Below are 26,130 nucleotides of genomic sequence, written 5' to 3' on the forward strand. Positions count from 1 at the left end.
TTTCATATAAGTATTAAAAAGGAGCCCATGGCTCCTTTTTTTGTGTCTAAAATTTGAGTATCTTCAAAATATTAACTAATACAAATGCGTAATAATGCTCAATCAATTTTAGGGGCTAAACGTATCGCCCCCTTCGTTAACAAATTTTATGTAGGACAACAAAATAGCGAGTATTTTGGTTAGCTAACAACACGTTTCTTCACCTTTAAAATAGATCACTTAATTAAGCGAATGGGTATTAGGGCGTGTTGATCTTTGCGGATTGAAATTTGTTCAATCTAGGGGCGATTAAATCGCGGCGCGAGGTTTGTAACCTAGTGGGCTAAGTAAAAGCCGAGTAACAAAGAGTTTATCGCCCCTAGGCAGAACCCGAAGGGCAGCGCATGTTTGGCATTTATGCTACGTTATCGCCTATTTATGGGGAGTAACCACACTTCATAGGCTCTGCCTTGCCTAAAAACCAAACATGCTGCTGCAAATTCAACCATCAAAGATCAACACGCCCTAGCTATAGAGGCGTAAATTTACTCATAAACGGTAGAAAAAATATATAAGGTTTATGGATATACTCATTTTATTGACGTTAGCATTATTCATTTTATAAGTTACTGTTATTGGCTGTGTATTTTTGTTGAATCACCGCAGTTTTAAAATATAAAAAACTTTAATTGATATAATTTTGTTATTAGAGCGTTTGTTAGAGAATAATATGTTTGCAAGTCTTTTGGTTTTGTCTGCGAGTCTGGCATATGACGCACATTTACCACCCCTAATACAGTGGCAAGGTAAAAGAAGCAGTGAGTTACTACAAAAAGAAGGTCCGTTAACAACAGACTTTGAATTATCTGCAGGTGAAATTTCACCAAACTACGAAGACACTATGGCATTTGTAGATAGGCTAGTTGCAGCAAACCCTACTCAATTTAAATCTCAAACCATAGGTTACAGCAATAGCAAACGTGCGATAAAGATGTTGGTTGCGAGCGAGCAAGGTTTTTTTGAAGCTGGGCAAATGGCTAATAGCACTAAACCGACTATTTTTATTCAAGCTGGTATTCATGCCGGTGAGATAGATGGCAAAGATGCTATGTTTATGTTGCTGCGTGATATTGCAACAGGAAAACGCCGCGATATTTTAAAAAAGGTAAATATATTATTTATTCCTATTTTAAATGTCGATGGGCACGAGCGTAGCAGTGCCTTTAATCGCATAAATCAGCGCGGCCCTGCAAAGATGGGTTTTCGTACGAACGCTAATAACCTCAATTTAAATCGTGATTTTACTAAACTAGATACCCCCGAAGTCAAAAGCGTTTTAAAGGTTATTAATGCCTATAACCCAAATTTATATGTTGATGTTCATGTAACTGATGGCGCAGATTACCAGTACGATGTGACCTATGGGTATAACCCTGTATTTGCGAGTGAGTCTCCGGCAGTATCAGATACATTAAATCATTACTTTAAGCCGTTAATAGATGAAAGGCTTGCTGAGCAGGGGCATACCCCTGGGCAACTTGTATTTGTTATGGATAAACGCGATTTTAAAAAAGGGCTAGCGGGCTGGGTAGCGACGCCTCGCTTTTCAAATGGATGGGGAGATTTAAAATCATTACCTACAATTTTAGTTGAAAACCATTCTCTAAAGCCTTACAAACAACGCGTTTTAGGAACTTATGTATTTTTAGATGGTGCGATTAATGCATTATCACAACATAGCCATGTACTAGCTAATGCGGTAAAAAAAGAACAAGAATTTGTACCTAAGCAGTTAATAGTTAAACGTGGTTATTCAAAACAAGCTGATACAATTAGTGAATTTAAAGGTATTGAGTATTCCTCAAGTATGAATGCGCTTTCAGGGCAAAACGAGGTTAAGTATATTGGCAAACCTCATACATATTCAGACTTACCTATATATTGGCAAAAAGAAGTAATTAGCACAGTAGAAGTACCAAAGGCGTTTTTCATTCCACCAGTTTATAGCAATATTATTGAAAAGCTAAAGTTACATGGAGTATCAGTTAATAAGCTAGAAGGGGCTAATACCCAGCCTTTAAAAAAGGCCAAAGTTATTGATTATGCATTTGATAAAGCTCCATTTGAAGGGCGCTTTAGGGTGTCGGCAAGCTTTGATTACCTCCCCGCAATAAATGTTGATTTAGATGGATGGTATCAAGTCAATACTCAGCAAAAGGCCGGTGAGTTGGCGGTACATTTATTACACCCTGAAGCACCAGATTCATTTTTTGCGTGGGGTGAGTTTAATACTATTTTTCAGCGTACAGAATACATGGAAAATTATGCACTTATTCCGTTTGCACGCCAAATGCTTAAAGATAATCCTAAGCTTGCACTTAAGTTTGACGAAAAATTAAAAGATAAATCATTTTCTGAGGATGCTGATGCACGCTTAAATTGGCTATATGAACAAAGCCCGTTTTACGACCAAGCATATTTAAAATACCCAATACTAATGTCGTTTGAAGAGCCTGTTGTTATTCCAGATCAAAAGAGTAAAGAGATATAACATGCAAGTTATTACTATACCGGTTACCCCTTTTGCTCAAAACAGCCGAATTGTTATATGTAATGAAACTAACCAAGCTGTGGTGATAGACCCAGGTGGTGATACAGATAAGATAATTACTGCGCTGAATGACAGGCAATTAGATTTAAAAGCTATTTGGCTAACTCATGGTCACTCAGATCATGTTGGTGGTGCCGATATATTGCGCAAGCACTTTAACATACAAATAATTGGCCCTCAGAAAGATGAAGTTTTTTGGTTCGAAAACTTACCAATGCAAGCCCAAATGTTTGGCTTTACACCTATAGCTCCATTTTACCCTGATATTTGGTTAAATCATGACGATGTTGTAAGCGTAGGTAAGCTTAGCTTTGTTGTTAAACATTGCCCAGGCCACACGCCAGGGCATATTGTTTTTTACCAACCGCAATACGAAACCGTGATTGTCGGAGATGTCATTTTTAAGGGCTCAATAGGGCGCACAGACTTTCCTAAAGGAGACAGTCAGCAGCTTATAGAGTCTATACGAGCGCATATTCTTACCTTGCCAGATAACACAAAAATTCTTTCTGGACATGGAAGCGACACCACCGTGAGTTTTGAAAAACAAACAAATCCATTTGTAAGCGGTAAATTTGGCTAAATAGCGTTATCTAATGCTTAAAATGGTTATAAAAATTCAAAAATATGCAGACTGTTTTTTAAAATGGCTGTATAATTTAACCAGTTTATTTGATAAATAAGAAATAAAATGTCTCTAAATCACGTAGATCGCCAAATATTGGCACTTTTACAACAAGATGCTAGTTTATCAACCGCAGAAATTGCCGATAAAGTAGGTTTGTCTCAGTCTCCATGCTGGCGCCGAATTGCTAAGCTTGAGCAAGATGGTTATATAAAAAGCAAAGTTGCTCTTCTTGATGAGAAAAAGCTCGGCTTTGATATGCTAGTATATGCACATGTTCGCTTATCTAATCATGGTAAAAAGAACCTTGCTGAGTTTGAAAAACTAATTATGAGTTACGATGAAGTAACCGAATGCTACACAATGGCCGGTACTATGGATTTTATGTTACGCATAATTTCTCAAGGCATTGAGGGTTACGAGCATTTTGTACGCGATAACCTATTAAGTTTAGAATACGTACAAGAAGTTCATTCAAACGTAACAATGACGTGTGTAAAACGCAGTACTTCTCTTCCTTTATAAAAAGCACTTCCTGTTTGGCTAAATCTTAGCTTAACCACATAATGACAATTGTTAACTGAGCGCTAATTTGATAAAATTTAGCGCTTTTTTTGATACCGATAACACCTGAGGAACTCAATGTTTAACTTACTCAGTAGAGCCCCAAGCTCTGCTAAAAACGATATTCTATCTGGTTTAACCGTGGCGCTTGCCTTGGTACCAGAAGCTGTTGCGTTTGCCTTTGTAGCAAATGTAGAACCTTTAGTTGGTCTATATGCCGCGTTTATCGTTGGTTTAATTACGGCAATATTTGGTGGCCGTCCTGGGATGATTTCAGGTGCTACCGGTGCACTTGCTGTTGTAATGGTAAGTTTAGTACTTGATCATGGTGTTGAGTATTTATTTGCAACCGTTTTACTCATGGGAATACTGCAAATTCTTGCAGGGGTCTTTAAGCTTGGTAAGTTTATTCGTATGGTTCCTCACCCGGTAATGCTCGGCTTTGTAAATGGTCTAGCTATTGTTATATTTTTAGCACAACTAGGGCAATTTAAAGTGCCTGATGGTGCCGGTGGGCAGCAGTGGATGACAGGCAGTCCGCTTTTCATCATGCTTGGTTTAGTTGCACTGACTATGGCTATAATTCATTTTTTACCTAAATTAACTACCGCTGTGCCATCTTCATTGGTAGCTATTGTAACCGTCACTGGTTTAGTAATCGGTTTTGACTTAGAAGCACACACCGTACTTGATTTCTTAAAAGGTATGACAGGTAATGAAGCGGCAACTATTGCCGGTGGCTTACCAGAATTTCACATTCCTATGGTGCCGTTTACTCTAGATACACTGTATATTATTTTCCCGTATGCACTTATTTTAGCCGCTATTGGTTTAATTGAATCTTTATTAACACTTAGCTTAATAGACGAAATTACTGAAACTCGTGGCCATTCTAACAAAGAATGTATAGGCCAAGGCGCAGCAAACGTAACGTGTGGCTTTTTTGGTGCGATGGGCGGTTGTGCAATGATTGGCCAATCAATGATCAACATTAATTCAGGTGGTCGCTCACGTTTATCAGGTATAAGCGCGGCATTAATGTTACTAGCCTTTATTATTTTCGCATCGAGCTTAATAGAAATGATCCCACTTGCTGCCTTAGTAGGTGTTATGTTTATGGTTGTGCTTGGCACATTTGAATGGGCAAGCTTTAAGATGATGAAGCGTGTACCGCTATCTGACGCTTTTGTTATTGTGCTTGTATCGGGAGTAACAGTTATTACCGATTTAGCTATTGCAGTATGCGTAGGTGTTATTGTATCGGCATTAGTATTTGCTTGGCAGCACGCAAAACACATTTACACTACAAACTATATTGATGAACAAGGTGCAAAAGTATATGAGCTGCACGGGCCGTTATTTTTCGGCTCAGTTAAAAACTTTTCAGAGTTATTTGATGTTAAAAATGACCCTAAAGACGTGATAGTCGAGTTTAAACACAGTCGTGTTTCTGATCACAGTGCAATAGAAGCAATAGACAGCCTTGCTGATAAATACACTAAAGCGGGTAAACAACTTCATTTACGCCACTTAAGTAAAGACTGTACACAGTTATTGCATAAAGCCCGTGATTTAGTTGAAGTTAACGTGATTGAAGATCCAACATATAAAGTTGCATCAGACAAACTAGCTTAACCTGTACTAAGTGACGCAAATTTAAAAAGCGAGAGGATAAAACCTTTCGCTTTTTTAGTGCGATGATAAATGTTTGCGGTAAGACTCGCATAAAGCAAGATAGGTGGTACTGCTAAGCAAACGGATAAATCTATATAATAATGAAAGCTGACTTTAAGCTTCACAATAAAAATAATCGAGCCTAATATAAAGTTAGTATTTAACTATACGGAGTAAATGTAAATTTTGAACTGGCAATCCTTAGTCGATAACAGACAACGCTTTTTTTGGCTTTTGCAAATTGCAGGTTGGATAGGTTATGCGTTAGTAAATTACATTGGCTCTAAAGTATTTGAAATGCGCGACATCTACGTATTTGTTATTTTACTAAACGCGTATGCTGGCTGTTTAATGACTGTGCCACTTAGGTACATTTATCGTAAAATTTGGAACGCCTCACCATGGGTGTTAATGATTGTTGTATTTGGTGCTTCGTATATTACGGGCACTTTATGGGCGGTTGTTCAAAAATTTAATTTATGGGAAATATACCGTCATGGGTATAGGCCTGAAGAGTGGTTTTATTACCTACAACAAGGTTTAGATTCTGTTTATATTATTTTATGTTGGAGTGGTTTGTACTTTGGCGTTAAATATTATCAGCTACTACAAAGTGAGCGACAAAAAGCGCTAAAAGCCACAACTATGGCACACGAAGCGCAATTAAAAATGCTCAGGTACCAGCTTAATCCTCATTTTTTATTCAATACACTAAACGCTATCTCTACATTAATTTTGGTGAAAGAAAACAAAGATGCTAACTTAATGGTAGCAAGGCTAAGTGACTTTTTACGCTATACACTAAATACCGATCCAATTAAAAAAGTACCTCTTGAGCAAGAGCTACATGCATTAATGCTTTATCTTGAAATAGAGCGGGTACGTTTTGATGAACGATTAAAAGTAAATGTAGATATAAGCGAACAAGCCAAAGAGGCATTAGTGCCAAGCTTAATTTTGCAACCAATTATTGAAAACGCAATTAAATACGCTATTGCCCATTTAGCGCAAGGTGGTGTGATAGATATAAAAGCACAAGTATTTGCAAACGAATTATTATTAGAAGTTGGCGATAATGGCCCCGGCACCGAAATACTCGATGGCCAATTAGTAAATGCCCAAGGGGTAGGGGTTGCTAACACCAAAGATAGATTAAAAACGTTGTATGAAAATAATTATTCGTTTGTATTATCACATAATACGCCAAGTGGATTAAAAGTTAATCTGCGAGTACCGTTTGAAAAGGCTGTGAAGAAATGACTAAAATAAAAACACTTATCGTTGATGACGAACCCTTAGCAAGAAAAGGTTTAGCAGTAAGACTAGACGAGTTTGCTGATATTGAAGTGATAAAATTATGTAGCTCAGGCGCAGATGCAATTGAAATGTGCCAAAGTGAAAAAATAGATTTGGTTTTTTTAGATATTCAAATGCCAGGCATGAATGGCTTTGAAGTAGCAAGAGCGCTAAGCGAAAGTACAAAAGCATTACCTGCGATTGTATTTGTAACTGCTTTTGATCAGTTTGCTGTTAAAGCGTTCGAAATTCATGCGCTAGATTACATTTTAAAACCCGTTGACGATAACAGACTAAAACAGGCGGTAGAAAAAGTGCATACCTATTTAAAAACGCAGCAAGACAACGCCCATAAGAAAAAACTAGCGAGTTTTGTAGCCGGAATTACTGGTAATAATTGCGAAGAAATATTAAAAAAATTAGCCACAGGCGATACGCTAACGGATAGACGCTACCCAGAGTCATTGGCTGTAAAAGAGCAAGGTGAAATAATACGTGTCCCAGTGGCAACTATTCAATGGGTAGATGCAGCGGGTGATTATATGTGTTTACATTGCCAAGACGGACAAACACATATATTACGTAAAACGATGAAGGAGCTTGAGCAAGAGCTCGACCCTCATTTATTTGTTCGCGTACATCGCAGTGCAATCGTTAATACAAAGCAAATAAGTAAACTGGTTACGCAAGTAAGTGGTGAATATTTATTAGTACTTGAAAACGGACAAGAGCTTAAAGTGAGCCGAAGCTACCGCGATAAAGTAAAAGCAGCGCTAGCCAGTTAGTTTGATGTTTTACAAACATAAAAAATGCGAGCTTAGCTCGCATTTTTTATATTAGACGTTTTATTACGCTATTATGCAACAGTCACAATTTTCATTGTATTAGTTGCACCCACAGTTTCCATTGAATCACCGTGAGTAATAATAACTGTATCGCCAGACTGTAATGAGCCTTGAGCTACAAGCGTATCAAGTGCAGCTTTTACCATGCCGTCTTTTTCAGTTTTTGTAGAATCAAAAAACACAGGGTAAACACCACGGTAAAGTGCTGTTTGACCAAGTGTGCTTGCATGGCGTGAAAGCGAGTAGATTGGTAAACCTGAGCTTATACGCGACATTAATTTAGCTGTGCTGCCTGACTCAGTAAGTGTAACAATCGCTTTTACAGAGTCTAAGTGGTTAGCAGCATACATAGCTGAAAGGGCGATAGATTCTGCATTGTTAGAAAAACGACTGTCTAAACGGTGCTTAGATACGTGCGTTTCTTTTTGCGATTCAGCACCTAAACAAACACGTGCCATTGTAGCTACTGTTTCTTCTGGGTAATCGCCTGCAGCAGTTTCAGCTGAAAGCATAACCGCATCGGTACCATCAAGTACCGCGTTTGCCACATCCATAACTTCTGCGCGCGTTGGCATAGGGTTATCGATCATCGATTCCATCATTTGCGTAGCAGTAACCACTGTACGGTTTAATGAACGAGCACGACGAATAATAAGTTTTTGCTTACCCATTAACGCGGCATCACCAATCTCAACACCTAAATCACCACGAGCAACCATTACAGCGTCAGATGCTAAAACGATATCATCAACAGCTTCTTGCGTTTCAACTGCTTCTGCACGTTCAATTTTTGCAAGTAGCTGTGCTTTTGAGCCCGCAGCCTCTGCAAGTGAGCGCACATAGCGCATATCGTCACCACTACGTGGGAATGATACCGCAATGTAATCTACGTCAATTTCAGCCGCAGTGATTAAATCTTCTTTATCTTTTTCAGTAAACGCAGGAGCAGTTAAGCCACCACCTAAACGGTTAATACCTTTATTATTAGATAATACGCCGCCAACAGTTACGCTACAGTGCACTAAATGACCGCCAACTTCTTCAACAGTAAGTTGGATTAAACCATCATTTAATAGTAATAAATCACCTGGCGTTACATCTTGTGGTAATTCTTTGTAATCAATACCTACCGCGTTTACATCGCCTTCGCCTTTTTCCATTTTGGCATCAAGGGTAAACTTTGCACCTACAGCAAGTGTTACTTTACCTTCTTTAAAAGTAGAAACACGGATTTTAGGGCCTTGAAGGTCTGCAAGAATTGCAATGTGCTTACCTAATTTTTTGGCGATATCGCGAACAGCTTGTGCGCGGTCTTTATGATCTTGGGCAACACCATGTGAGAAGTTTAAACGTACTACATTAGCCCCAGCGATAATAATTTTTTCTAGGTTGTTATCTCTATCGGTAGCAGGCCCAAGGGTAGCGACTATTTTTGTGCGTCTTAGCATCAATTTCTCCTGTGTGCTTGGTGAAAGCAGGTTGACTGTTATTTTGTTTACTAAAAATATCTATATTAGAATAAAACGTTTTTAGTTGTAGGCAAACTTCAAAGGTTTACCACTATTTTATACAAAACTATTGTGTCATCATTATGACACCGGTGTCAGAATGCGTCAATGATCTTAATTTCAAATAGCGGTGCTTTTAGTCACCCCTAGAGCATTGATGTTTGATATAATTACGTAGCTTATTTATCTGTAATAAAAAAGCATGTTGTATTGGCTCATGGTTAGCATTTTATGACTGCATGAGTATAATGCACGCGGTATTATTTAATTTATACACTGAATTTTCTAACCAAATAGTTGTTACCGAGGAGGACACTAAATGCAAGTTGCATTAGTAGGGTTAGGCGTTATGGGAAAAAATCTTGCCCTAAACTTGATAGAAAAAGGGATAACGCTAGTCGCTTATGACAAAAACCCACATGCGGGTGAAGAGTTACTAAGTTGTGCTAAATCTCAAGGCATGGCTGATCGACTTCACATTGTTTCTGATTTAAGAGACATGGTAAGACGTTTAGAAGCACCTCGTTCTATTTTATTACTTGTTCCTGCTGGAGAACTAGTTGATGCTGTTTGTAATGAACTAGTAGAAGCGGGCGTAGAGTGTAACGATATCATTGTAGATTGCGGTAACAGCAATTATAAAGATGGTATAACGCGTAAACTTAAATACCAAAACAAATTTGAATTTGCCACCATGGGCATCTCAGGTGGGGCCGAAGGCGCTCGCCACGGTCCAGCTATGATGGCGAGTGGTTCTGAAGGTGGTTGGGGAAGAATTGAACCGTGGTTTGAAAAAGCAGCTGCGAGTTTTAATGGTGAATCTTGCTTTGCACGCGTTGGTCAATCTGCCAGTGGCCATTTTGTAAAAATGGTTCACAACGGTATTGAATATGCTCTTATGCAGCTTATTGCAGAAGTATATCAACTACTTCGTATTGGCACGGGGCGATCACCTAAAGAAGTTGCTGAAATATTTAACGATTGGTCTCAGGGTCAATTAAACAGCTACTTATTGTCTATTTCTAGCCACATTTTATCTCTTGAAAATCAAAATAATGTGCCTCTTGCGGACTTAATTGATAACAAAGTAGGTGCTAAAGGTACAGGCCTTTGGACTGCGCAAAATGCATTAGAGCTTGGTATTGCCGTGCCATCACTTGTAGCTGCAGTGCAGGCTCGTCATTTAACTAACGCGTGTAACACGACTGCTGCACATGAAATGTCGTACGCAGCGAAATCTACCAATAATGTTGATATTGATTTAGAAGAGTTAAAAGACGCGTTCTTACTTGCAAGCTTGTTAGCTTATCGCCAAGGTTTAGCGCTTATTAAAGGTGCATCGCGTACTCACCAGTGGAAAGTTGATTTATCTAAAACACTTCAAACGTGGCGTGCTGGTTGTATTATTCGTGCTGATTACCTAGATAGCGTTGCGCAAGGTGTTGAATTTATTGACACCCTTGAAAAAGAGTCAAACTCTTTACGTAAAATCACCGGCCAAGCAGTAATGACTGGTTTAGCATTCCCGGTATTGGGTGCTACGCAAACGTATTTAGCAACACTTACAACACCTAGTAATGGGCATTTAGTACAAGCCCAGCGTGATTACTTTGGTGAGCACGGTGTAAAAACTCACAGTGGCGAGGCTTGTCACTTAACTGACTTAGTGGATTTAGACGCTAAAGTTAGATAATTATTCCCTAACCAATGTTTGGTTACGTAATACAATAAAGGCACGCTAAATAGCGTGCCTTTTGCCTTTTGGTAAACAAAGTTACCGGCTTAATTCACCGCGTAAATTGTCCTGCATTAAATGGCGTATAGTTTCTACTTCAAGGTTTTGGCTAAGTAAGTAATGCAACTTAGTTAAACACGCCTCTAAAGTCATATCGTAACCACTAATTACACCAATATTTAAAAGTGCATTGCCGGTTGCATAGCCGCCCATATTTACATGGCCTTTTAAGCACTGGGTTAAATTAATAATGACTACGCCACGTTTACTTGCTTGCTCAAGTATGGCTAAAAACTCTGGATCTTGCGGGGCATTACCTACACCAAAACTGAGTAGTACTAATGCTTTTATACTGCCGTTAACTAGGCTTTCAACAACTTCTTTACTTATACCTGGGTATAAATAAAGTACACCAATTGGCTGTGGTGTAATTGAGGTTACCTGTAACTCGTTTTCAACATACGGGCTAAGCTGGCCTTTAATGAGCTGAATATTAATACCAGATAATGCTAGAGGCTCAAGGTTGGGTGATGCAAACGCATTAAAACCATCAGCATGTGCTTTGGTCGCTCGGTTGCCTCTAAATAACTGATTATTAAAAAATAAGCTTACTTCAGCTATTGGATAATTAGCAGCTAAATACATTGCATTTAGTAAGTTTACTTGCCCATCAGAGCGCAGCTGAGACAGTGGTATTTGTGAGCCAGTTACAATAACCGGTTTTGTTAAGTTCTCGAACATAAACGACAGTGCCGATGCAGTGTATGCCATCGTGTCTGTACCATGAAGTACAACAAAGCCATCATAATCTTGGTATTTGCTTTTAATATCATCAGCAATAAGTTGCCAATGCTCGGGCGACATATCTGAAGAGTCGATAAGAGGGCAGTATTCGTGAATATCAAATAAAGGCATTTCTTCACGATTAAATTCTGCGTTATTAACTACAGTTTCGGTTAAAAAGCCTTCAGCTGGGATATAGCCACGGCTCGATTTTTTCATCCCTATAGTACCGCCAGTGTAAGCGATATAAATACGTTTACGTTTCATAAAAAAAGCCCAGTAAAAAAACTGGGCTTAGTATAACGTTAAGCAGCTTTAAATACAGCTGCTTAGACAAGAAGATGCACTTTTATTGTGCAACACTACAGACTAAACAGCGAGCGTATACTCCTTGTGGATCGTTGTAATCTTTAAGATTCTCTACTTCTGTGCTTAATTGGCTAATAACGCTTTGTAAATTAGCTTGCGTCGCTAACACTGACGTTTTTTGTGTTTGTAAACCAAGCATTGATTTAATTGACGCATTACCAAAAATATCTTGAATCATTTTTTCTTGTGGGCTTAAATCTTGTTTGATTGTTTTAACTTCATAATGATTAAGCTTAGCAAGTGCAGCGGCTGCTTCAATTGCGTCTTGCTTATCACCTAGTTTATCAACCAAGCCAAGCTCTTGCGCTTTAGAGGCAATCCAAACTCGACCTTGAGCAATTTCATCTACTTGCTCTGGGGTCATGTTACGCGCATCGGCAACTACAGCTAAAAAGCGACCATAAGCTTCTTCAACGCTCATTTGAATAACTTCAGCCATTTTCTCGTTTAACGGGCGAGTAATTGAAAAACCAGCCATTTCGGTTGTAGCAACACCGTCTGAATAAACACCAATTTTAGACAGGGTGTTTTCAAATGTCATAAAGGTACCAAATACACCTATTGAGCCTGTAATTGTACTTGGTGCTGCCCAAATTTCGTTAGCTGCTGAGGCTATCCAATAACCGCCAGAAGCAGCAACAGAGCTCATAGATGCAATAACGGGTTTACCGGCTGCTTTTAATGCAAGTACTTCGGCGCGAATAACCTCTGAAGCAAACATGCTGCCGCCACCTGAATCTATACGAAGCACAACAGCTTTAACTTTATCATCAAGGCGAGCTTTACGAAGCAGGGCTGCGGTAGAGTCACCACCAATTTCCCCAGCTTTACGTTCGCCATCTACAATAGTCCCTTTAGCAACCACTACAGCCACTTTTTCGGTAATAGGATTATCAAATTCGATAGGTGGTTTTACTAAGCTTAAGTACTCACGAAATGATACTTGCTTAAATGTTTTACCATCTTCTTGTGCACCTACTAAATCTATTAATTGTTGACGAACTTGTTGATTTGTTTTTAAAGAATCAACCCACTGGTGATCAAGTGCATATTTACCTGCATCACCACCGGCTGCTTTCATTTTTGCTAGGTATACATCCATTGTTTCATCAAAGTTTGACTCATCAAAAGGGCGTACCGCTGCAACATCTTGCTTGTATTCACTCCAAAGCGCCCCTAACCAAACTCGGTTAGCTTCTTTAGCTGCATCAGACATATCATTACGGATAAATGGCTCTACCGCAGATTTAAATGTACCAACACGAAAAATATGCTGTGTTACTTCTAGCTTTTCTAGTGCATCTTTAAAGTAAAGTGGGTACATACCATAGCCTTCGATAGCAACACTTCCGTAAGGATGCATCGCAACTTCGTCTGCGTGAGAAGCAATATAGTATTGCGCTTGAGTATAGTAATACCCAGATGCAATAACTTTTTTACCTGCTTGTTTAAATGTTTCAATAGCATTGGTAATTTGCTTAAGTTTATTTAAATGCGCTTTAGGCATTTCTTGTAAATCAAGCAGCATGACAGTAATACGGTCATCATTGGTTGCTTCATTTATTACTTCAACAATATCGTCGAGTAAAATTTCGCTTGGTGCTTCAGAGCCAGAAGTTGCATCGTTTATTGCGGCTTCTACTGGGTCTACATATGTTTTCTCTTCAACAATAGGGCCATTAAGATTTAGCCTAAGCACAGAGCCATTTTCTATAATTATTTGATCGTCATCACTTGAAAGCGAAACGAAAAATACAATGACCAGTAATAAAAACAGAATGTTGAGTATTAAGCGGCGTGAAAAATTTATCCCAGCCCAAATACCTTTAAATACCTTTGCTATCAAAATAGCTCCTTAATTTGGTACAGCTAATACATTAGTCCCATCTTAGCCTAGAATAAAAATAAATTTAACTGCTAAATCGTAACGAAGTGTTTATGAGAGACTATAAATGTAAGTTTCGACTACATTTTTTAATTAAATGCTGGCACATATTGCTTATTACTTGCCATTGAAGCAGAATTAGCTAATGTATACAGGTTAGACCAGTTAACGGGGCACAGGATGTTAGAACAACAATTAGAATTAAAACACACACAATTACGCAACCGCTTAGTGATGGGGTCAATGCACACAGGCCTAGAAGAAGGGTGGCATAATCGTAAACGCTTACGCGCTTTTTATGAAGCACGTGCCAAAGGCGGTACGGCCATGCTAATTACCGGTGGTTACAGTCCTAACTTACGTGGCAAATTAACGCCAATCTCCTCTTCTTTTAACAGCTACTACGATGTATTTAAACATCGTGCGTACACAGACGCTGTACATAAACATGGTGGTAAAATTTGTTTGCAATTGTTGCATGCAGGGCGCTATGCGTATCATCCATTCAATCAAGCACCAAGTGCAATTAAAGCGCCTATTAATCCTTATAAACCTAAAGCTATGTCACTTAGCTCAATTAAAAAAACTATTAAAGACTTTGCTCACTCAGCTTATATGGCTGAAAAAGCAGGTTACGATGGCGTAGAGGTTATGGGTTCAGAAGGTTATTTAATCAATGAGTTTATGGCGCCGCACACGAATAAACGTGAAGATGAGTTTGGTGGCAGCCTAGAAAACAGAATGCGACTTGCGCTTGAAATAGTTAAAGCTGTTCGAGCAAAAGTTTCTGAACAATTTTTAATTATCTTTAGATTATCGGTCATTGATTTAATCCCTAATGGCTCAACACCAGATGAAGTTGTTATTCAAGCCACTGAACTTGAAAAAGCTGGTGTAGATATTTTTAATACAGGCATTGGCTGGCATGAAGCACGTGTACCAACAATTGCGAGTATGGTGCCGCCTGGGGCATTTAAAGAAGCATCAAAACGCTTAAAAGATGTAGTGAATGTGCCAGTTATTGCGGTAAATCGTATTAATACCCCTGATATAGCAAACGATATTTTAAATGCCGGCGAAGCCGATTTAATTTCAATGGCGAGGCCATTATTGGCTGATCCTGAGTTTTTTAATAAATATGCTAACCAACAATCAAAGCAAATTAATATATGTATTGGTTGTAACCAAGGTTGTTTAGATCACGTATTTAAAAATAAACGTGCAACTTGTTTAGTTAATCCCCAAGCTGCGTTTGAGCTAGATTACCCATTAGATCAAGCTGCTAAGGCCAAAAATGTACTTGTTGTAGGTGCAGGTCCTGCAGGGTTGTCAGCTAGCTGTTACTTGGCTCAAAAAGGGCATAAGGTTACGTTAATTGATCAAAAAACTCAGATGGGTGGCCAATTTAACTTAGCAATGCAAATACCTGGTAAAGAAGATTTTAATCATACATTGGCATACTTTACTAATGAACTTGAGCGTTTAAAGATAAATGTTGAACTAGGTAAAGTGTATGACGACTCAATGATTAACAACTACGACGATATTGTGTTTGCAACGGGTGTACGCCCTCGTGAAGCATCCGTTAAGTGTAGTGACGGCAAACGTGTATTTGCTTATGATGAAGTTATACGTGGTGAAGTAGAGCTAGGTAAATCAATTGCTATTCTAGGGGCTGGCGGTATCGGCTTTGATATGGTGGCATTTTTAAGCGAACATAAGTCACAAACTATTAGCGACTTTAAATCACAATGGGGTATAGAGTGTGAGCCACAACCGCATAAAGATGACCGCCAATTATTTATGCTTAAAAGAAGTGCAGGTCGCTTTGGTAGTGAACTTGGTAAAACGACAGGTTGGATACACCGCCAAGTAGCGAAGCAGCATGGTGTTAAACAAATTGCTGACTGTCAGTATCAAAGCTTTGACAATAACGGTTTAACTATTACGGTAGCAGGTGAAACACAAGTACTTCCTGTTGACACGGTTATTGCTTGTATTGGCCAAGTTTCTAATGATGAAGTGCTAAAAGAGCATGGCGAAAACGCTAAAGTACATGTTATTGGTGGTGCTAAACTCGCTGCTGCTATTGATGCTAAACGTGCTATTTTTGAAGCATTACAAATAGCGAGAAGCATTTAACATTTGTAAGTAAAATGAAATAGTTTTTTAATTCATGCGGTCTTTGTTGTTTATAGTCTATAACTTAATAAACATTGAACACACAGGATACGCATGAAAAAACTAACCCACCTTTATGAATCAGCAATAGGTAAATTATCGTTTTTAGATGGTTTACCGGCTTTACTTTTTCGCCTTATTTTAGCTCCGGTTATGATCATTGCAGGTTATAACAAGCTTGCTATAAGTGGCGATACCCAAGGTTTTTTTAATAATTTATTAGCGTCACCTGATGTTGTGCAATGGTTTGGAAATAGTGAATGGGGATTAGGTTTACCATTTCCTGATGTACTGGCTTTTTTAGCCGGTTGGAGTGAGTTTTTAGGTGGTTGGTTTTTATTATTTGGCCTGTTAACTCGCTTGGTCAGTATCCCGCTTATGTTTACAATGGTTGTAGCTGCAACATCAGTACATTGGCATAATGGTTGGTTTGCCATTGCACCCACTAACCCCGACACGAGTGCAGCACAAGTACTTGATTGGTTATCTATCCCTGGAGCAAAAGAAAGCCTCGAAAATTCACTTGAAGTACAAGAGCGCATAGGCAAAATTCGCGGGTTAGTTGATGAACATGGTTTTCCTGATTATTTATATGAAAAAGGCAAACCTTCAATTTTAAACAATGGCATTGAATTTTCAGCCATTTACTTTGCGATGCTGCTTAGCTTGTTTTTTGTAGGTGGAGGGCGCTTTGTAAGTGTAGATTATTGGCTAAAACGAACCGTTGTAAAACGATAGTGTGGTTTAAATATATTAAAACGGCTGTATAAATATTTTATACGGCCGTGTGCGTTTTATGCTGATAATATTTATATCCAATGATATTTATCTACTGAACTATTTTATTAATTGAATAATTTCTAGCTGTGTTATACCAATCTGCGATAATACTGAATTATTTTTTTGGGTTATACGTGTCACTATCTGTGTTAAAAATCTCATTTACGACTGCATGGATGCAGAAGGTAGAGCAATTCAGGAACAATTGCCGAGAACAACGAAATAACAATTTTTTTGCTTAGCTATCAACACGTTTTCCATCCTAAAAATAGATCACTTAATTAAGTGAGTTGCTATTGAACGTGTATATAAGTAGATTGGTAATATTAAGGTTTTAAATGCTATTCTAGCATTTTGAATTTTGAGATATTATTATGAATGCTATCGAGCTTTTACTTACTCGCCAATCAGACTCTAAACTTACTGAGCCTGGCCCATCACCTGAGCAACTCGACATAATAAAACAAGCAGCACTGCGTGTACCTGATCATGGCTGTATTGCACCGTGGCAGTTTATTATTGTACAAGGCGACGCACGCCAAAAATTAGGTGAAATATATCATCAATGTGCTCTAGCCGAGCAGCAACCAGAAAAAGTAATTAATCGAGCTAAAGAGCTCCCCCTTCGAGCACCAATGATTGTAATTGCTATTGCTAAATACGAAGAGCATCCAAAGGTGCCACGTATTGAGCAGGTGCAAAGCGCAGGGTGTAGTGTGCTTGCAATGCAGCAAGCCGCGTTTGCACAAGGTTTAGGGGGCGTATGGCGAACAGGTTATTTTGCTCAAAGCCAAGGTGTTAAACAAGCGCTAAAACTCAATGAACAAGACGAAATTGTTGGATATCTTTACTTAGGTACCCCAGAGGTTGATTGCAAAAAGCCTGCGCGACATAAGCCTGAAAATTATTTTACCTTTTTGTGAAATAGTATGAACTTTTTGCAATTTGCATAGTCATATTTCATTAAGGTTACAAATAGTAGTATAAATAGGTTAATGGCTTGGCTGTGAGAAGCGCTCGGAAGCATCAAATTTACTAATTCTTCTTCAGTTTGTTTTTTAATCGGTTGTTTTTTGATACATTATGGAAAGTCTTAATAAAAATAACGATAAAGAAGACGAAAACTATGGGAAATTTATTTTTACGTGAAAAAGAAAACTGGCTAGCGTGGTCAATTTGGGGAATTATTGGTGCCTTTGTTACTTTATATGTTGCAATGAGTACAAATGCATCTCATTTTATGGTTATCTCAGCGATGGGGATGCTGGCACTACTCACAGTGTGGATGCAGCAAACTAAACGATTCGACTTTGGTCGCGCGTTTAAAGTGTGCTGCTATGTTTTATTGCTAAGCATTTTACCTGCCTTTATGTTTGTTGTTGTACCCAGTGATGATTTAAATCGTTTTGATTTAATTTTTCAAAGCGTCACCTTTACTGCATTAAGCTTGTTAGCATGTTTAATATGTTCATGGATTGCACGCCGACCAAAACAATACTACTAACACTTGTTAATCCATTAACTGATTTTTATAAATATGAGTTATTAAAAGAGTAGGGTGAGTGTATTTTCATCAATAAATTAATATTTTATATAAATATATATTTAGCTCTTTACAAATAATGCGTTTAGCCATATCATGCGCGCCGTACGGAGAGATGGCAGAGTGGTCGAATGCACCGGTCTTGAAAACCGGCATGGGTTTATAGCCCATCTAGGGTTCAAATCCCTATCTCTCCACCATTATTTAAAAAACCGCCTTATGGGCGGTTTTTTGCTATGTGGAGTTTAATAAATGAAAAACACAACAAATCTATCAACCTCACAGCGATTAATTAAGCATATTTTATTATGGACTGTGTTTGGTTATTGTTATCAAAGTGCTGTTAACTTATTAGTTAAAATGGCCCTAGATGCGCAGCCAGACTACCCAATGGCAACTGCACTTATTTATGGATTGGGTTTTAATATTTTAACTGCTCACTTAATTACAAAATACGATACGGTTTGGCCTGTAATTGCAGCTGCATTTATCGGTTTTGTAGGGCTGATTGCAGTACCATTTATACTCTTTGGTGGTTCAGGATTACTAGCAACCCCTTTACTTGTTGGAATTTTATTCAGTTTGCCGCTGTGTAGTTATATTGTTGGCCTAATTAAGGTAAAACTCAGCAAAAACTAGCCCCAAACGGCTTTTATTTTGTGTTAGCATGTACGCGTCTTTTAACTAACAAAACGTGAAATACACATTATGTCAGATAATTTTACTACAGATGCTGAAAAAGCAAGTTACGGTATTGGCTTACAAATGGGTGAGCAACTTAAGTCTAATCCTTTTGAAGGCTTAAACCTAAATTCAGTGTTTGAAGGCATGAAAGATGCGTACGCTGGTAGCGCTTTTCAAGTTGAGATCCCTGAGATCCAAGCTGCATTCGAAAAAATCAACGAAGAGATACAAGCTCGTCGTGAAGAAGAATCTAAAGTACTTTCTGCAGAAGGTATTGCTTTCTTAGAAGAAAACGCAAAACGTCCTGAAATCACTGTTACTGAGTCTGGTCTTCAATATGAAGTACTAGCAACTGGCGAAGGCGAAAAGCCTACTGCTGAGTCTACAGTACGTGTTGATTACCACGGAACATTAATTAACGGTACTGTTTTTGATAGCTCTTACGAGCGCGGTCAACCTGCTGAGTTTCCAGTTGGTGGCGTAATCAAAGGCTGGACTGAAGCATTACAAATGATGCCTGTAGGTACTAAATGGCGCATCTACGTTCCTCATGAGCTTGCTTATGGTGAACGTGGCGCAGGTGCTGCAATTGCACCTTTCTCAACGCTTGTATTTGACGTTGAGCTACACGAAATCCTTTCTTAATTATTAATTAAGAATTTAAAAAGCCGTGTTCAAATTGAACACGGCTTTTTTGTGTCTGTAATTTAGGAGTTTTATCTATTCTAAAAATAAAAAACCGCATTAATAAAATGCGGTTTTTAAATATATAAACTAAAGAGCTTGTTAGTTGTTAAAAGTAGCCGCGAACACCAAAGCGGAAGTTTCTACCTGGTAATGGTGCTTTATCTTTGATAAATGAGCTGTGCACAAAACCTAATTCGTCGGTAATGTTATCTACATTTATATAAAGCTGCGCATCTAGCGTACCTAAACCTAGTTGGTAATTAGCTTGGGCATCAAATAACGTATAGCCATCGGTTTTTGTTTCAAATGCGGTTACATCATTTTGATCAAAGTAATGAGTACCAGTAAGTGTTAGCTGTAAATCGCCTAAATCATATTGTAATTCAGAGCCTAACTTATTAGCTGGAATTCGTGGTAGGTTACCTTCATCGTCTTTTAGCTTTGCACGAGTTGAATCACCAAACACTTTAACCATAGCACTAGATGTTAGTTGGTAATGAGCGTCAAATTCAATACCATAAAGTTCTGCGTCTTTACTTGTGAATTGGTAAACCGCAACAGCATCATCATGCGCGCCAATCGCTGACTCTAACCCGTCTTCTTCATCGTAAACTAAACCTGTATTTTCTTGAAAATAAAAGTTTTCAATATCGTTATAGAAAAAGTTAACTGTATAGCCAAAATTACCGTTAAAACGTCTAAAGCTTAAATCAAGGTTTGTTGATTTTTCTTGTTCAATGTCTTCTGGTTCAAAGTGGGCTTCGTTGTCTTCTATGTGGTAGCCTAAGCCAAGTTCATAGGTACCTGTAGCAATATGTAAACCATTAGATAAAAGCTCAGCTGAAAGTGGCGCTCGTTCAGAGTGAGATAAGCTCAATGCTACGCTTTGTCCGGGCGTGTATTGCCAAATAGCACCCGCAGATGCACTTACGTTTGTAAAGCGTTTGCTATAAGCAATGCTTTCTTCTTCGTCATGATCTTCCTCTTCTTCTTCATCATGATCGTGGCCATGCTCAGCCTCAGTAATGTTGCTTTTTATCTTATAGTCTTCAACACGGGCACCAAGCTCAATGGTTACATCACCAAATTCACGCTCTTCAAGTAAATATAAAGCATGAGTAGTTGTCACACTTGCAGGAGTAAATGCTTCTTCGCCAATAGCGTCGTAGTCAGAGTCGCTATAGTGATAGCCAATCATACCGTGCCATTGACCTAGTTTGTGTTCGACATTTAATCGCGTTTCAGTGGTTTCATTTTTAAAAGTTGTACCAATTTCACCGTCTTCAATTTCGCTATGTGAGTAGTCCGTGTAGCCAACACGTAAATTAATGTTTTCTAGCCAGCTATTATCTACAGCATAACTAATTAAACCCTGCCAACGGTCTTGTTCTAGCTTTGCATAAACCGACTCTTCTTCATCTTCATGCTCTTCGTGTTCTTCTTCGGTTTCACCTTCGTGATCATGCTCATGATGCTCATGTCCCGGAATACCGTAATCGGTATCAATACTACCGTAAGAAAAGCCAACCGTTAGGTGCTCTCCAACATAGCTAGTACCAAAGTTAAGCGTTTCGCTATCAATAAAGGTGTTTTCTACAGAGTTTTCTGTTTCTACATCGCCATCATCATCGGTAATAGTAAATGTTGGTGTTTGGTAATCGTCACCACTGCGTTTTGTGCCATCAAAGTGAAAGTTAAAGCCTTCATTACCCGTTTCAAGCTTTGCAGCAACGGTGTTTGAATTTGATACTGTATCGTGGCGGTATTCAGCTGCACCGGTAAAATCGTCAATATTACTCGTAGGAATGCGGTTATCAACTACGTTTACCACACCGCCAATAGCACCAGATCCGTAAAGTAGTGTACTTGGACCGCGAAGAACTTCAATTTGTTCAGCTGCTAAGCTGTCACTTGATGTTGCATGATCAGGGCCAATACGTGATGCGTCACTTGCATCCAAACCGTTTTGAGTAATTTTAACGCGAGGTCCATCTAAGCCACGAATAATTGGACTTGATGACACAGGGCCAAAGTAACTTGCATTTACACCAGGTAACCCTTTAAGTGTTTCACCAAGTGTTGGCTTTGATTTATTTCTTAATTCATCACCAGAAAGAACGCTTACTGGCGAAATCATTTCTAGACTATTTTTATGAAGCGCAGAGGCGTAAACAACGACAGTTTCAACCGATGTTGGCTTAAGTGAAACTGTGACATTATTAGAAGATTCTGTAACGGCAATGCGAGAGTCGATGTAGTTATCTTTACTGATATGAAGCTGGCTATTAGCGTCAACTTCAATAGCAAACTCGCCTAACTCATTACTTTTAACACCTTGGTTTTTGCCATGTACATGGACAGAGGCATTTTTTATAGGTTGATTTTTATCATCGGTTACTTTACCCGTAACCGTTGCAGCAAGTGCTGTTTGAGAACATAAAACAGAAAAAATAGCAGAAGAGATTAATGTTAACTTTGTCATGGGGATTTTGTTTCGAAGTTACTATGTTGTGATATAATATAACACCGTAAAATTGACGAATCAACAATGTTATACTATAGCTCTATACTTCGCGTTTAAACAGCAAAAATCATAGATAAACAGCTTTGTTTATTTATCTACTGTCTATCATGAGTATATCGAGTTTTTGCTGAGCTCTAGTTTGGTTTTTTATGTCACTTGGTTCGATCATTTCGCACTCATCTCGGATCATTTCGGGTATAAGGCTAGGGTAGTGTCGGCAGTCTTCTGGGCGGTCGAGATAAATACTGCATGTGTACATATTTTTAGCAAGAGGCTCTTTTTTGGGGGCTATTTCTAAAAATGGGCAGGTAGACAAACGCATACCTGTTTTTGGGTCGAACCAAATTTCATTGTTTTTAACGTATTCGTAAATTTCGGGATTAAAAAGCTCCCATAAATCTATTTCTTCTTTTGTTGCGCTTAAATCGCCACCGCCGTACTTAATACAGCATTTACCACACTGGTTACATTCTTTCATAATTTAGTTGGTTGTTAACGAATTTAAGTTGGCTGCTAGTGTAGCACTGAATTTATTTTTAGCTGTTCTAAAAGGTTAGCATTTTTGATAATAAACTAATCATAATACTGATTATACACCTTGTTACCCTTTATAGCGTGCACATCAATATGAATAGTTTAGGCTGAATGTCTATTAGGAATAAATTAGCAGGGAGTAACCATGAAAGACGCTTTAGATAATTTTAAGACAGAATTTAATGCAAAACGCTTGTATTGGAAAAATCTGAAAAGCTACAAAGCAAAAGTGTTCATTATTCTCTTATTTGTAGCTGTTATTGCGCTAAAAATATTTACGACTGTTTTTACCTTCGATTGGATAGTGGGTTTGTTTTAGTACCTTTTTCCGTTTCTACCTGAGTACGTTAAGTTATTGCCCTAATTTGAATAAAATTTTAACCACAAAGCGTTTAACGTCTACGCTATGGTCATTATTAATGTATTATTACGCCATACAGCTAATTCAATAAATCAGTGGTTAAAATAAGCTTTTAATCACTGAAAACACTATTTTTACTAAAGTAAAAGGCATTAAACTGAATAAACTACTCAAGGTTAGAGAGTAAAAGCATTTAGTTTAGTAACCTAAAGGATACCTCGCAATGATGAACACAAAAGTATATAAAGCGGTACATGACCTTGCAGAAGATTTAATGGCGGCAGCTAATAAAAACAACCGCGAAAAGTTTGAATCGTTATTTGCTGAGCTAAAAGCTATTTGTATAGAAAATGAAAACACATCCAAAGATCACCCAGTACAGTGGGAAACCCTAGCCGATTTTACTGAAGAGCTAGAAGAGGCAATCACCACTTACGAAAAAGCACTAGCAAAATCTGTTGCCATTAATAACAAAGATCATATGTCATCGGTGGCTTATTCAATGGCGACATTACAGCTAGAGCTTGGTCAAAAAGATGAAGCTATTAAAAATCTGCAAAGTGCTAAAGTTAGTGCTAATAAAATTGAAGACAAAGAACTTAAAGCTGAAATACACGACCTACTAGAGTCACTTATTGAAGAAGAAGGTTAAATAGATAACTTATCCATATTAAATGTGATTCTTGTGGATTTAGCTTGAGCTTAATAAAGCGCTGATTGTTTATACCCTCAGCGCTTTTTATGTTCGCTATAAATACTAAACCAAAAGAAAAGGCTTACTATTGAGTTAGCTTATTCATAAAATCGACAATGTACTTTGCAATTTCTACAGGTTTTTCTTCAACACTAAAGTGCCCTGAATCGAGTAAATGTAGTTCAGCGTTCGGTACATCTTTTAAGTATGCTTTAGCGCCTGCGGCTATAAACGCAGGGTCGTTTTTACCCCATACAATTAACGTTGGTGGTTGGTACTTGCGTAAATAAGCTTGCCATTTTGGATAGTCGAGAAGGTTGTTGTAGTAATCTTGTAGCAATTGGACTTGAATTACTCTATCGGATTTGGTTTGTAAAAAGTGAAGATCGTGAGTCCAGCTATCTGGGCTCATCACTTCTGGGTAACTTTGTACGTCTCGTAAATATTGCTTATTAATAATGGCTTTATTAGACGTGAACGAATAAATTTTATCCCTCTGCGCTTGTGTTTTGTCCTCATTCGCGGCTTTAAAAAACGCTTGCCTCGCTACGGTTAACCCTTCTAAATACGCATTGCCATTTTGTACAATAAGTGCATCAAGCCTATTTGGGTTATTTAACAACATTCTAAATCCCACAGGTGCTCCAAAGTCTTGTATATATAGGCTGTAGCGTTTTATTTTTAGCGTTGTTAGTAACCCTTCAACGTATTGAGCTAGTAATTCAAAAGTATATTTTTGAGTTTCTGGGTTTGGGCGTGCGCTATAACCAGAACCTAGATAATCAGGCGCTATTATATGAAAGCGACCGGATAAAAGAGGGATTAGTTCGCGACAGCTGTGAGATGAGGACGGATAGCCATGCAACAACACAATGGTTTGTTCATGTTGCGTACCCGCTTCTCGGTAGAATATTTTTTTACCGTCGACGTTTGCATATTTATAAGTAGTTTTTGAAGGCCATGCTGCATCTGTTGCATATACTTTAGCAGTAAGTGTCGACATAGAAATTAGTAAAAACACAATAATAGAAACGATGTGAGCAGGTTTTATTTTAAGTTTATTTTGTATATTTGGATGCATAAGTAAACTCGTGTTTTTTGTAATAACGCTTTATTAATTTACTAGACCTGTTATTTACACATTTATATTCAGATTATAACGTTGTAGTTTCACAGCAAAGAAGGGTACAGCAGAAGTAAGTGTAGCTTTGGATCTTACAAGATACTTATGAGCTAACAGTGGGTTAGGGCGTTAGCTCTTTATTCGCCGCTTTTTTGTATTTGAAATAGCTTATTAAATAAACGGCTATAGGAATCGTTGGGCTTAAAAAGATGTGATGATGAAAATAGATACCACGTTCGTCATATAGAAACACATATAACACGACCGCAAACGTTGAAGGTAAGGGAAAGATGATTGCACCGTGCCCAACAGCCGCAAATAGTGTCCACGAGAAAACACTAGGCCAAAGCACTGCTCTGATGTAAGCACCTTTATTAGTCGCTTTAGCCTTCTTAGCGTAATTACTTGAAATAAAATAAGATATTACCGTTGGAAACAAAGTTAAAATGATACTTAGCAGTATAAGCATAGTGATTCAATTCCTTTTGATATTATTTTCATAACCCAGTTTTTCACAACTTATTAATTGGTTTGAGTTGATACCGTTTTTAAAGCAGCAATTTGCTTAATTTCAACAGCTGTTAATGCCTGATATAACCTAGGATAGGGCCAACCATAGCCCCATCTGAAAGTCGATGGTGTATAAGGGCTGCCACCAAATCGAACTCCAACAAGCATAAGGTTCGCTATACTCGTTTCGCCGGCTTCAATAACACACTGTTGCAAGGCTTTATCTGCTTCTAAACGTTGCCAATAAGTGCCACCTTGCCAGTAGGCGTAGTCGTGCGCTTTACAACATGCAAGCCACAACTTTTTATGTTTTGTGGTGCCGTCCGGAAAAGCACTACAGCCATCTGATGTGAACGGTTTTATATTTTCAGCATTTGCTGTATTACTTAATATGACCAGTAAGACAATGGGACTGAAACGCAATATTTTCATGCGAAATAGTGTATTAGTAAAATTATACATGATTTTAAGTGTTGCTATTTTAGTTACAAATGATAACACTTTAAAAAATATAAAAAAGATTTTTACTGTTTATAGACCAGTTATGCTTATATGATAATTTTGATTAAGAGCTTTTTGTTTAGATACTCTATACGTTCTATTTTCTTAGATAGTTGAGAGGTGATAATACTAAA

General features: G+C 38.2%; 22 protein-coding genes and 1 tRNA gene. 16 read left to right on the forward strand and 7 right to left on the reverse strand.

Going from position 1 to position 26,130, the window contains the following annotated elements; translation table 11 throughout:
* Positions 1–709 precede the first annotated feature (709 nt).
* From ALFOR1_RS07510 to ALFOR1_RS07535, 6 genes are all read left to right on the forward strand, one after another.
* A complete protein-coding gene (locus tag ALFOR1_RS07510) occupies positions 710–2,530 on the forward strand; it encodes a M14 family metallopeptidase (protein ID WP_104642564.1) in 1,821 nt (606 codons plus the stop codon).
* A 1-nt stretch (position 2,531) separates the two neighbouring features.
* A complete protein-coding gene (locus tag ALFOR1_RS07515; protein ID WP_104642565.1) occupies positions 2,532–3,173 on the forward strand; it encodes an MBL fold metallo-hydrolase in 642 nt (213 codons plus the stop codon).
* Between the two features lie 108 nt (positions 3,174–3,281).
* Positions 3,282–3,740: an Lrp/AsnC family transcriptional regulator gene (locus ALFOR1_RS07520; protein WP_002960703.1), complete on the forward strand. Its 459-nt coding sequence runs from the start codon at positions 3,282–3,284 to the stop codon at positions 3,738–3,740.
* 117 nt (positions 3,741–3,857) lie between these two features.
* Entirely contained in the window at positions 3,858–5,414 is a 1,557-nt protein-coding gene (locus ALFOR1_RS07525) for a SulP family inorganic anion transporter (RefSeq protein ID WP_058549092.1), read from the forward strand.
* Positions 5,415–5,639: 225 nt separating this feature from the next.
* Complete coding sequence (locus tag ALFOR1_RS07530) at positions 5,640–6,713, forward strand: sensor histidine kinase (protein ID WP_058549093.1); 1,074 nt, start codon at positions 5,640–5,642, stop codon at positions 6,711–6,713.
* Positions 6,710–7,534 (forward strand): LytR/AlgR family response regulator transcription factor, encoded by an 825-nt coding sequence (locus ALFOR1_RS07535; protein ID WP_058549094.1) that lies wholly within the window; start codon positions 6,710–6,712, stop codon positions 7,532–7,534. The genes ALFOR1_RS07530 and ALFOR1_RS07535 overlap by 4 nt, the downstream gene beginning before the upstream one ends.
* 71 nt (positions 7,535–7,605) lie before the next feature.
* Here ALFOR1_RS07535 and pyk read toward each other — a convergent pair whose 3' ends face one another.
* The gene (gene pyk / locus ALFOR1_RS07540) at positions 7,606–9,042 is read right to left on the reverse strand and encodes a pyruvate kinase (protein WP_104642566.1); all 1,437 of its coding nucleotides are present in this window, start codon (positions 9,040–9,042) and stop codon (positions 7,606–7,608) included.
* Positions 9,043–9,421: 379 nt separating this feature from the next.
* On the opposite strand from pyk, the gene gndA reads away from it, so the two are divergent.
* A complete protein-coding gene (gene gndA, locus ALFOR1_RS07545; RefSeq protein ID WP_104642567.1) occupies positions 9,422–10,795 on the forward strand; it encodes an NADP-dependent phosphogluconate dehydrogenase in 1,374 nt (457 codons plus the stop codon).
* 81 nt (positions 10,796–10,876) lie between these two features.
* Here gndA and ansA read toward each other — a convergent pair whose 3' ends face one another.
* A complete protein-coding gene (gene ansA, locus ALFOR1_RS07550) occupies positions 10,877–11,887 on the reverse strand; it encodes an asparaginase (RefSeq protein WP_104642568.1) in 1,011 nt (336 codons plus the stop codon).
* A gap of 82 nt (positions 11,888–11,969) precedes the next feature.
* On the reverse strand, positions 11,970–13,835 hold the full coding sequence (gene sppA, locus ALFOR1_RS07555; protein ID WP_104642569.1) for a signal peptide peptidase SppA: 1,866 nt from the start codon (positions 13,833–13,835) through the stop codon (positions 11,970–11,972).
* A gap of 219 nt (positions 13,836–14,054) precedes the next feature.
* Here sppA and ALFOR1_RS07560 point away from each other — a divergent pair, with 219 nt between their 5' ends.
* From ALFOR1_RS07560 to ALFOR1_RS07590, 7 genes are all read left to right on the forward strand, one after another.
* Positions 14,055–16,016, forward strand: a complete 1,962-nt coding sequence (locus ALFOR1_RS07560; protein WP_104642570.1) for an oxidoreductase — start codon at positions 14,055–14,057, stop codon at positions 16,014–16,016.
* A 93-nt stretch (positions 16,017–16,109) separates the two neighbouring features.
* Positions 16,110–16,793 (forward strand): HvfX family Cu-binding RiPP maturation protein, encoded by a 684-nt coding sequence (locus ALFOR1_RS07565; RefSeq protein ID WP_104642571.1) that lies wholly within the window; start codon positions 16,110–16,112, stop codon positions 16,791–16,793.
* Positions 16,794–17,209: 416 nt separating this feature from the next.
* Positions 17,210–17,758, forward strand: a complete 549-nt coding sequence (locus ALFOR1_RS07570; RefSeq protein ID WP_104642572.1) for an NAD(P)H nitroreductase — start codon at positions 17,210–17,212, stop codon at positions 17,756–17,758.
* Positions 17,759–17,961: 203 nt separating this feature from the next.
* Entirely contained in the window at positions 17,962–18,339 is a 378-nt protein-coding gene (locus ALFOR1_RS07575; RefSeq protein WP_058549101.1) for a hypothetical protein, read from the forward strand.
* A 148-nt stretch (positions 18,340–18,487) separates the two neighbouring features.
* Positions 18,488–18,578 (forward strand) — tRNA-Ser (locus ALFOR1_RS07580).
* A 52-nt stretch (positions 18,579–18,630) separates the two neighbouring features.
* Positions 18,631–19,017 (forward strand): hypothetical protein, encoded by a 387-nt coding sequence (locus ALFOR1_RS07585; protein WP_082660590.1) that lies wholly within the window; start codon positions 18,631–18,633, stop codon positions 19,015–19,017.
* Positions 19,018–19,086: 69 nt separating this feature from the next.
* Positions 19,087–19,707 carry an FKBP-type peptidyl-prolyl cis-trans isomerase gene (locus ALFOR1_RS07590; protein ID WP_089347571.1) on the forward strand — a complete coding sequence of 207 codons (621 nt, stop codon included), beginning with the start codon at positions 19,087–19,089 and terminating at the stop codon, positions 19,705–19,707.
* Between the two features lie 148 nt (positions 19,708–19,855).
* Here ALFOR1_RS07590 and ALFOR1_RS07595 read toward each other — a convergent pair whose 3' ends face one another.
* Together ALFOR1_RS07595 and ALFOR1_RS07600 are read right to left on the reverse strand one after the other, a co-directional pair.
* Complete coding sequence (locus tag ALFOR1_RS07595; RefSeq protein ID WP_104642573.1) at positions 19,856–22,231, reverse strand: TonB-dependent receptor; 2,376 nt, start codon at positions 22,229–22,231, stop codon at positions 19,856–19,858.
* A gap of 133 nt (positions 22,232–22,364) precedes the next feature.
* Positions 22,365–22,751 carry a YkgJ family cysteine cluster protein gene (locus tag ALFOR1_RS07600; protein WP_104642574.1) on the reverse strand — a complete coding sequence of 129 codons (387 nt, stop codon included), beginning with the start codon at positions 22,749–22,751 and terminating at the stop codon, positions 22,365–22,367.
* A gap of 201 nt (positions 22,752–22,952) precedes the next feature.
* Here ALFOR1_RS07600 and ALFOR1_RS07605 point away from each other — a divergent pair, with 201 nt between their 5' ends.
* Positions 22,953–23,126, forward strand: coding sequence for a hypothetical protein (locus ALFOR1_RS07605; protein WP_165491314.1), 174 nt, complete (start codon positions 22,953–22,955; stop codon positions 23,124–23,126).
* A 265-nt stretch (positions 23,127–23,391) separates the two neighbouring features.
* Positions 23,392–23,820, forward strand: a complete 429-nt coding sequence (locus ALFOR1_RS07610) for a hypothetical protein (RefSeq protein ID WP_058549105.1) — start codon at positions 23,392–23,394, stop codon at positions 23,818–23,820.
* A gap of 127 nt (positions 23,821–23,947) precedes the next feature.
* Here the strand turns inward: ALFOR1_RS07610 and ALFOR1_RS07615 are convergent, their stop codons facing one another.
* Both ALFOR1_RS07615 and ALFOR1_RS07620 read right to left on the reverse strand, forming a co-directional pair.
* Positions 23,948–24,943, reverse strand: a complete 996-nt coding sequence (locus ALFOR1_RS07615; protein ID WP_104642575.1) for an alpha/beta fold hydrolase — start codon at positions 24,941–24,943, stop codon at positions 23,948–23,950.
* Between the two features lie 564 nt (positions 24,944–25,507).
* Positions 25,508–25,927, reverse strand: coding sequence for a hypothetical protein (locus ALFOR1_RS07620; RefSeq protein ID WP_104643640.1), 420 nt, complete (start codon positions 25,925–25,927; stop codon positions 25,508–25,510).
* Positions 25,928–26,130: the final 203 nt, after the last annotated feature.

This window comes from Pseudoalteromonas carrageenovora IAM 12662 (assembly GCF_900239935.1).
In the GTDB taxonomy this organism is placed as follows: Bacteria; Pseudomonadota; Gammaproteobacteria; order Enterobacterales; family Alteromonadaceae; genus Pseudoalteromonas; species Pseudoalteromonas carrageenovora.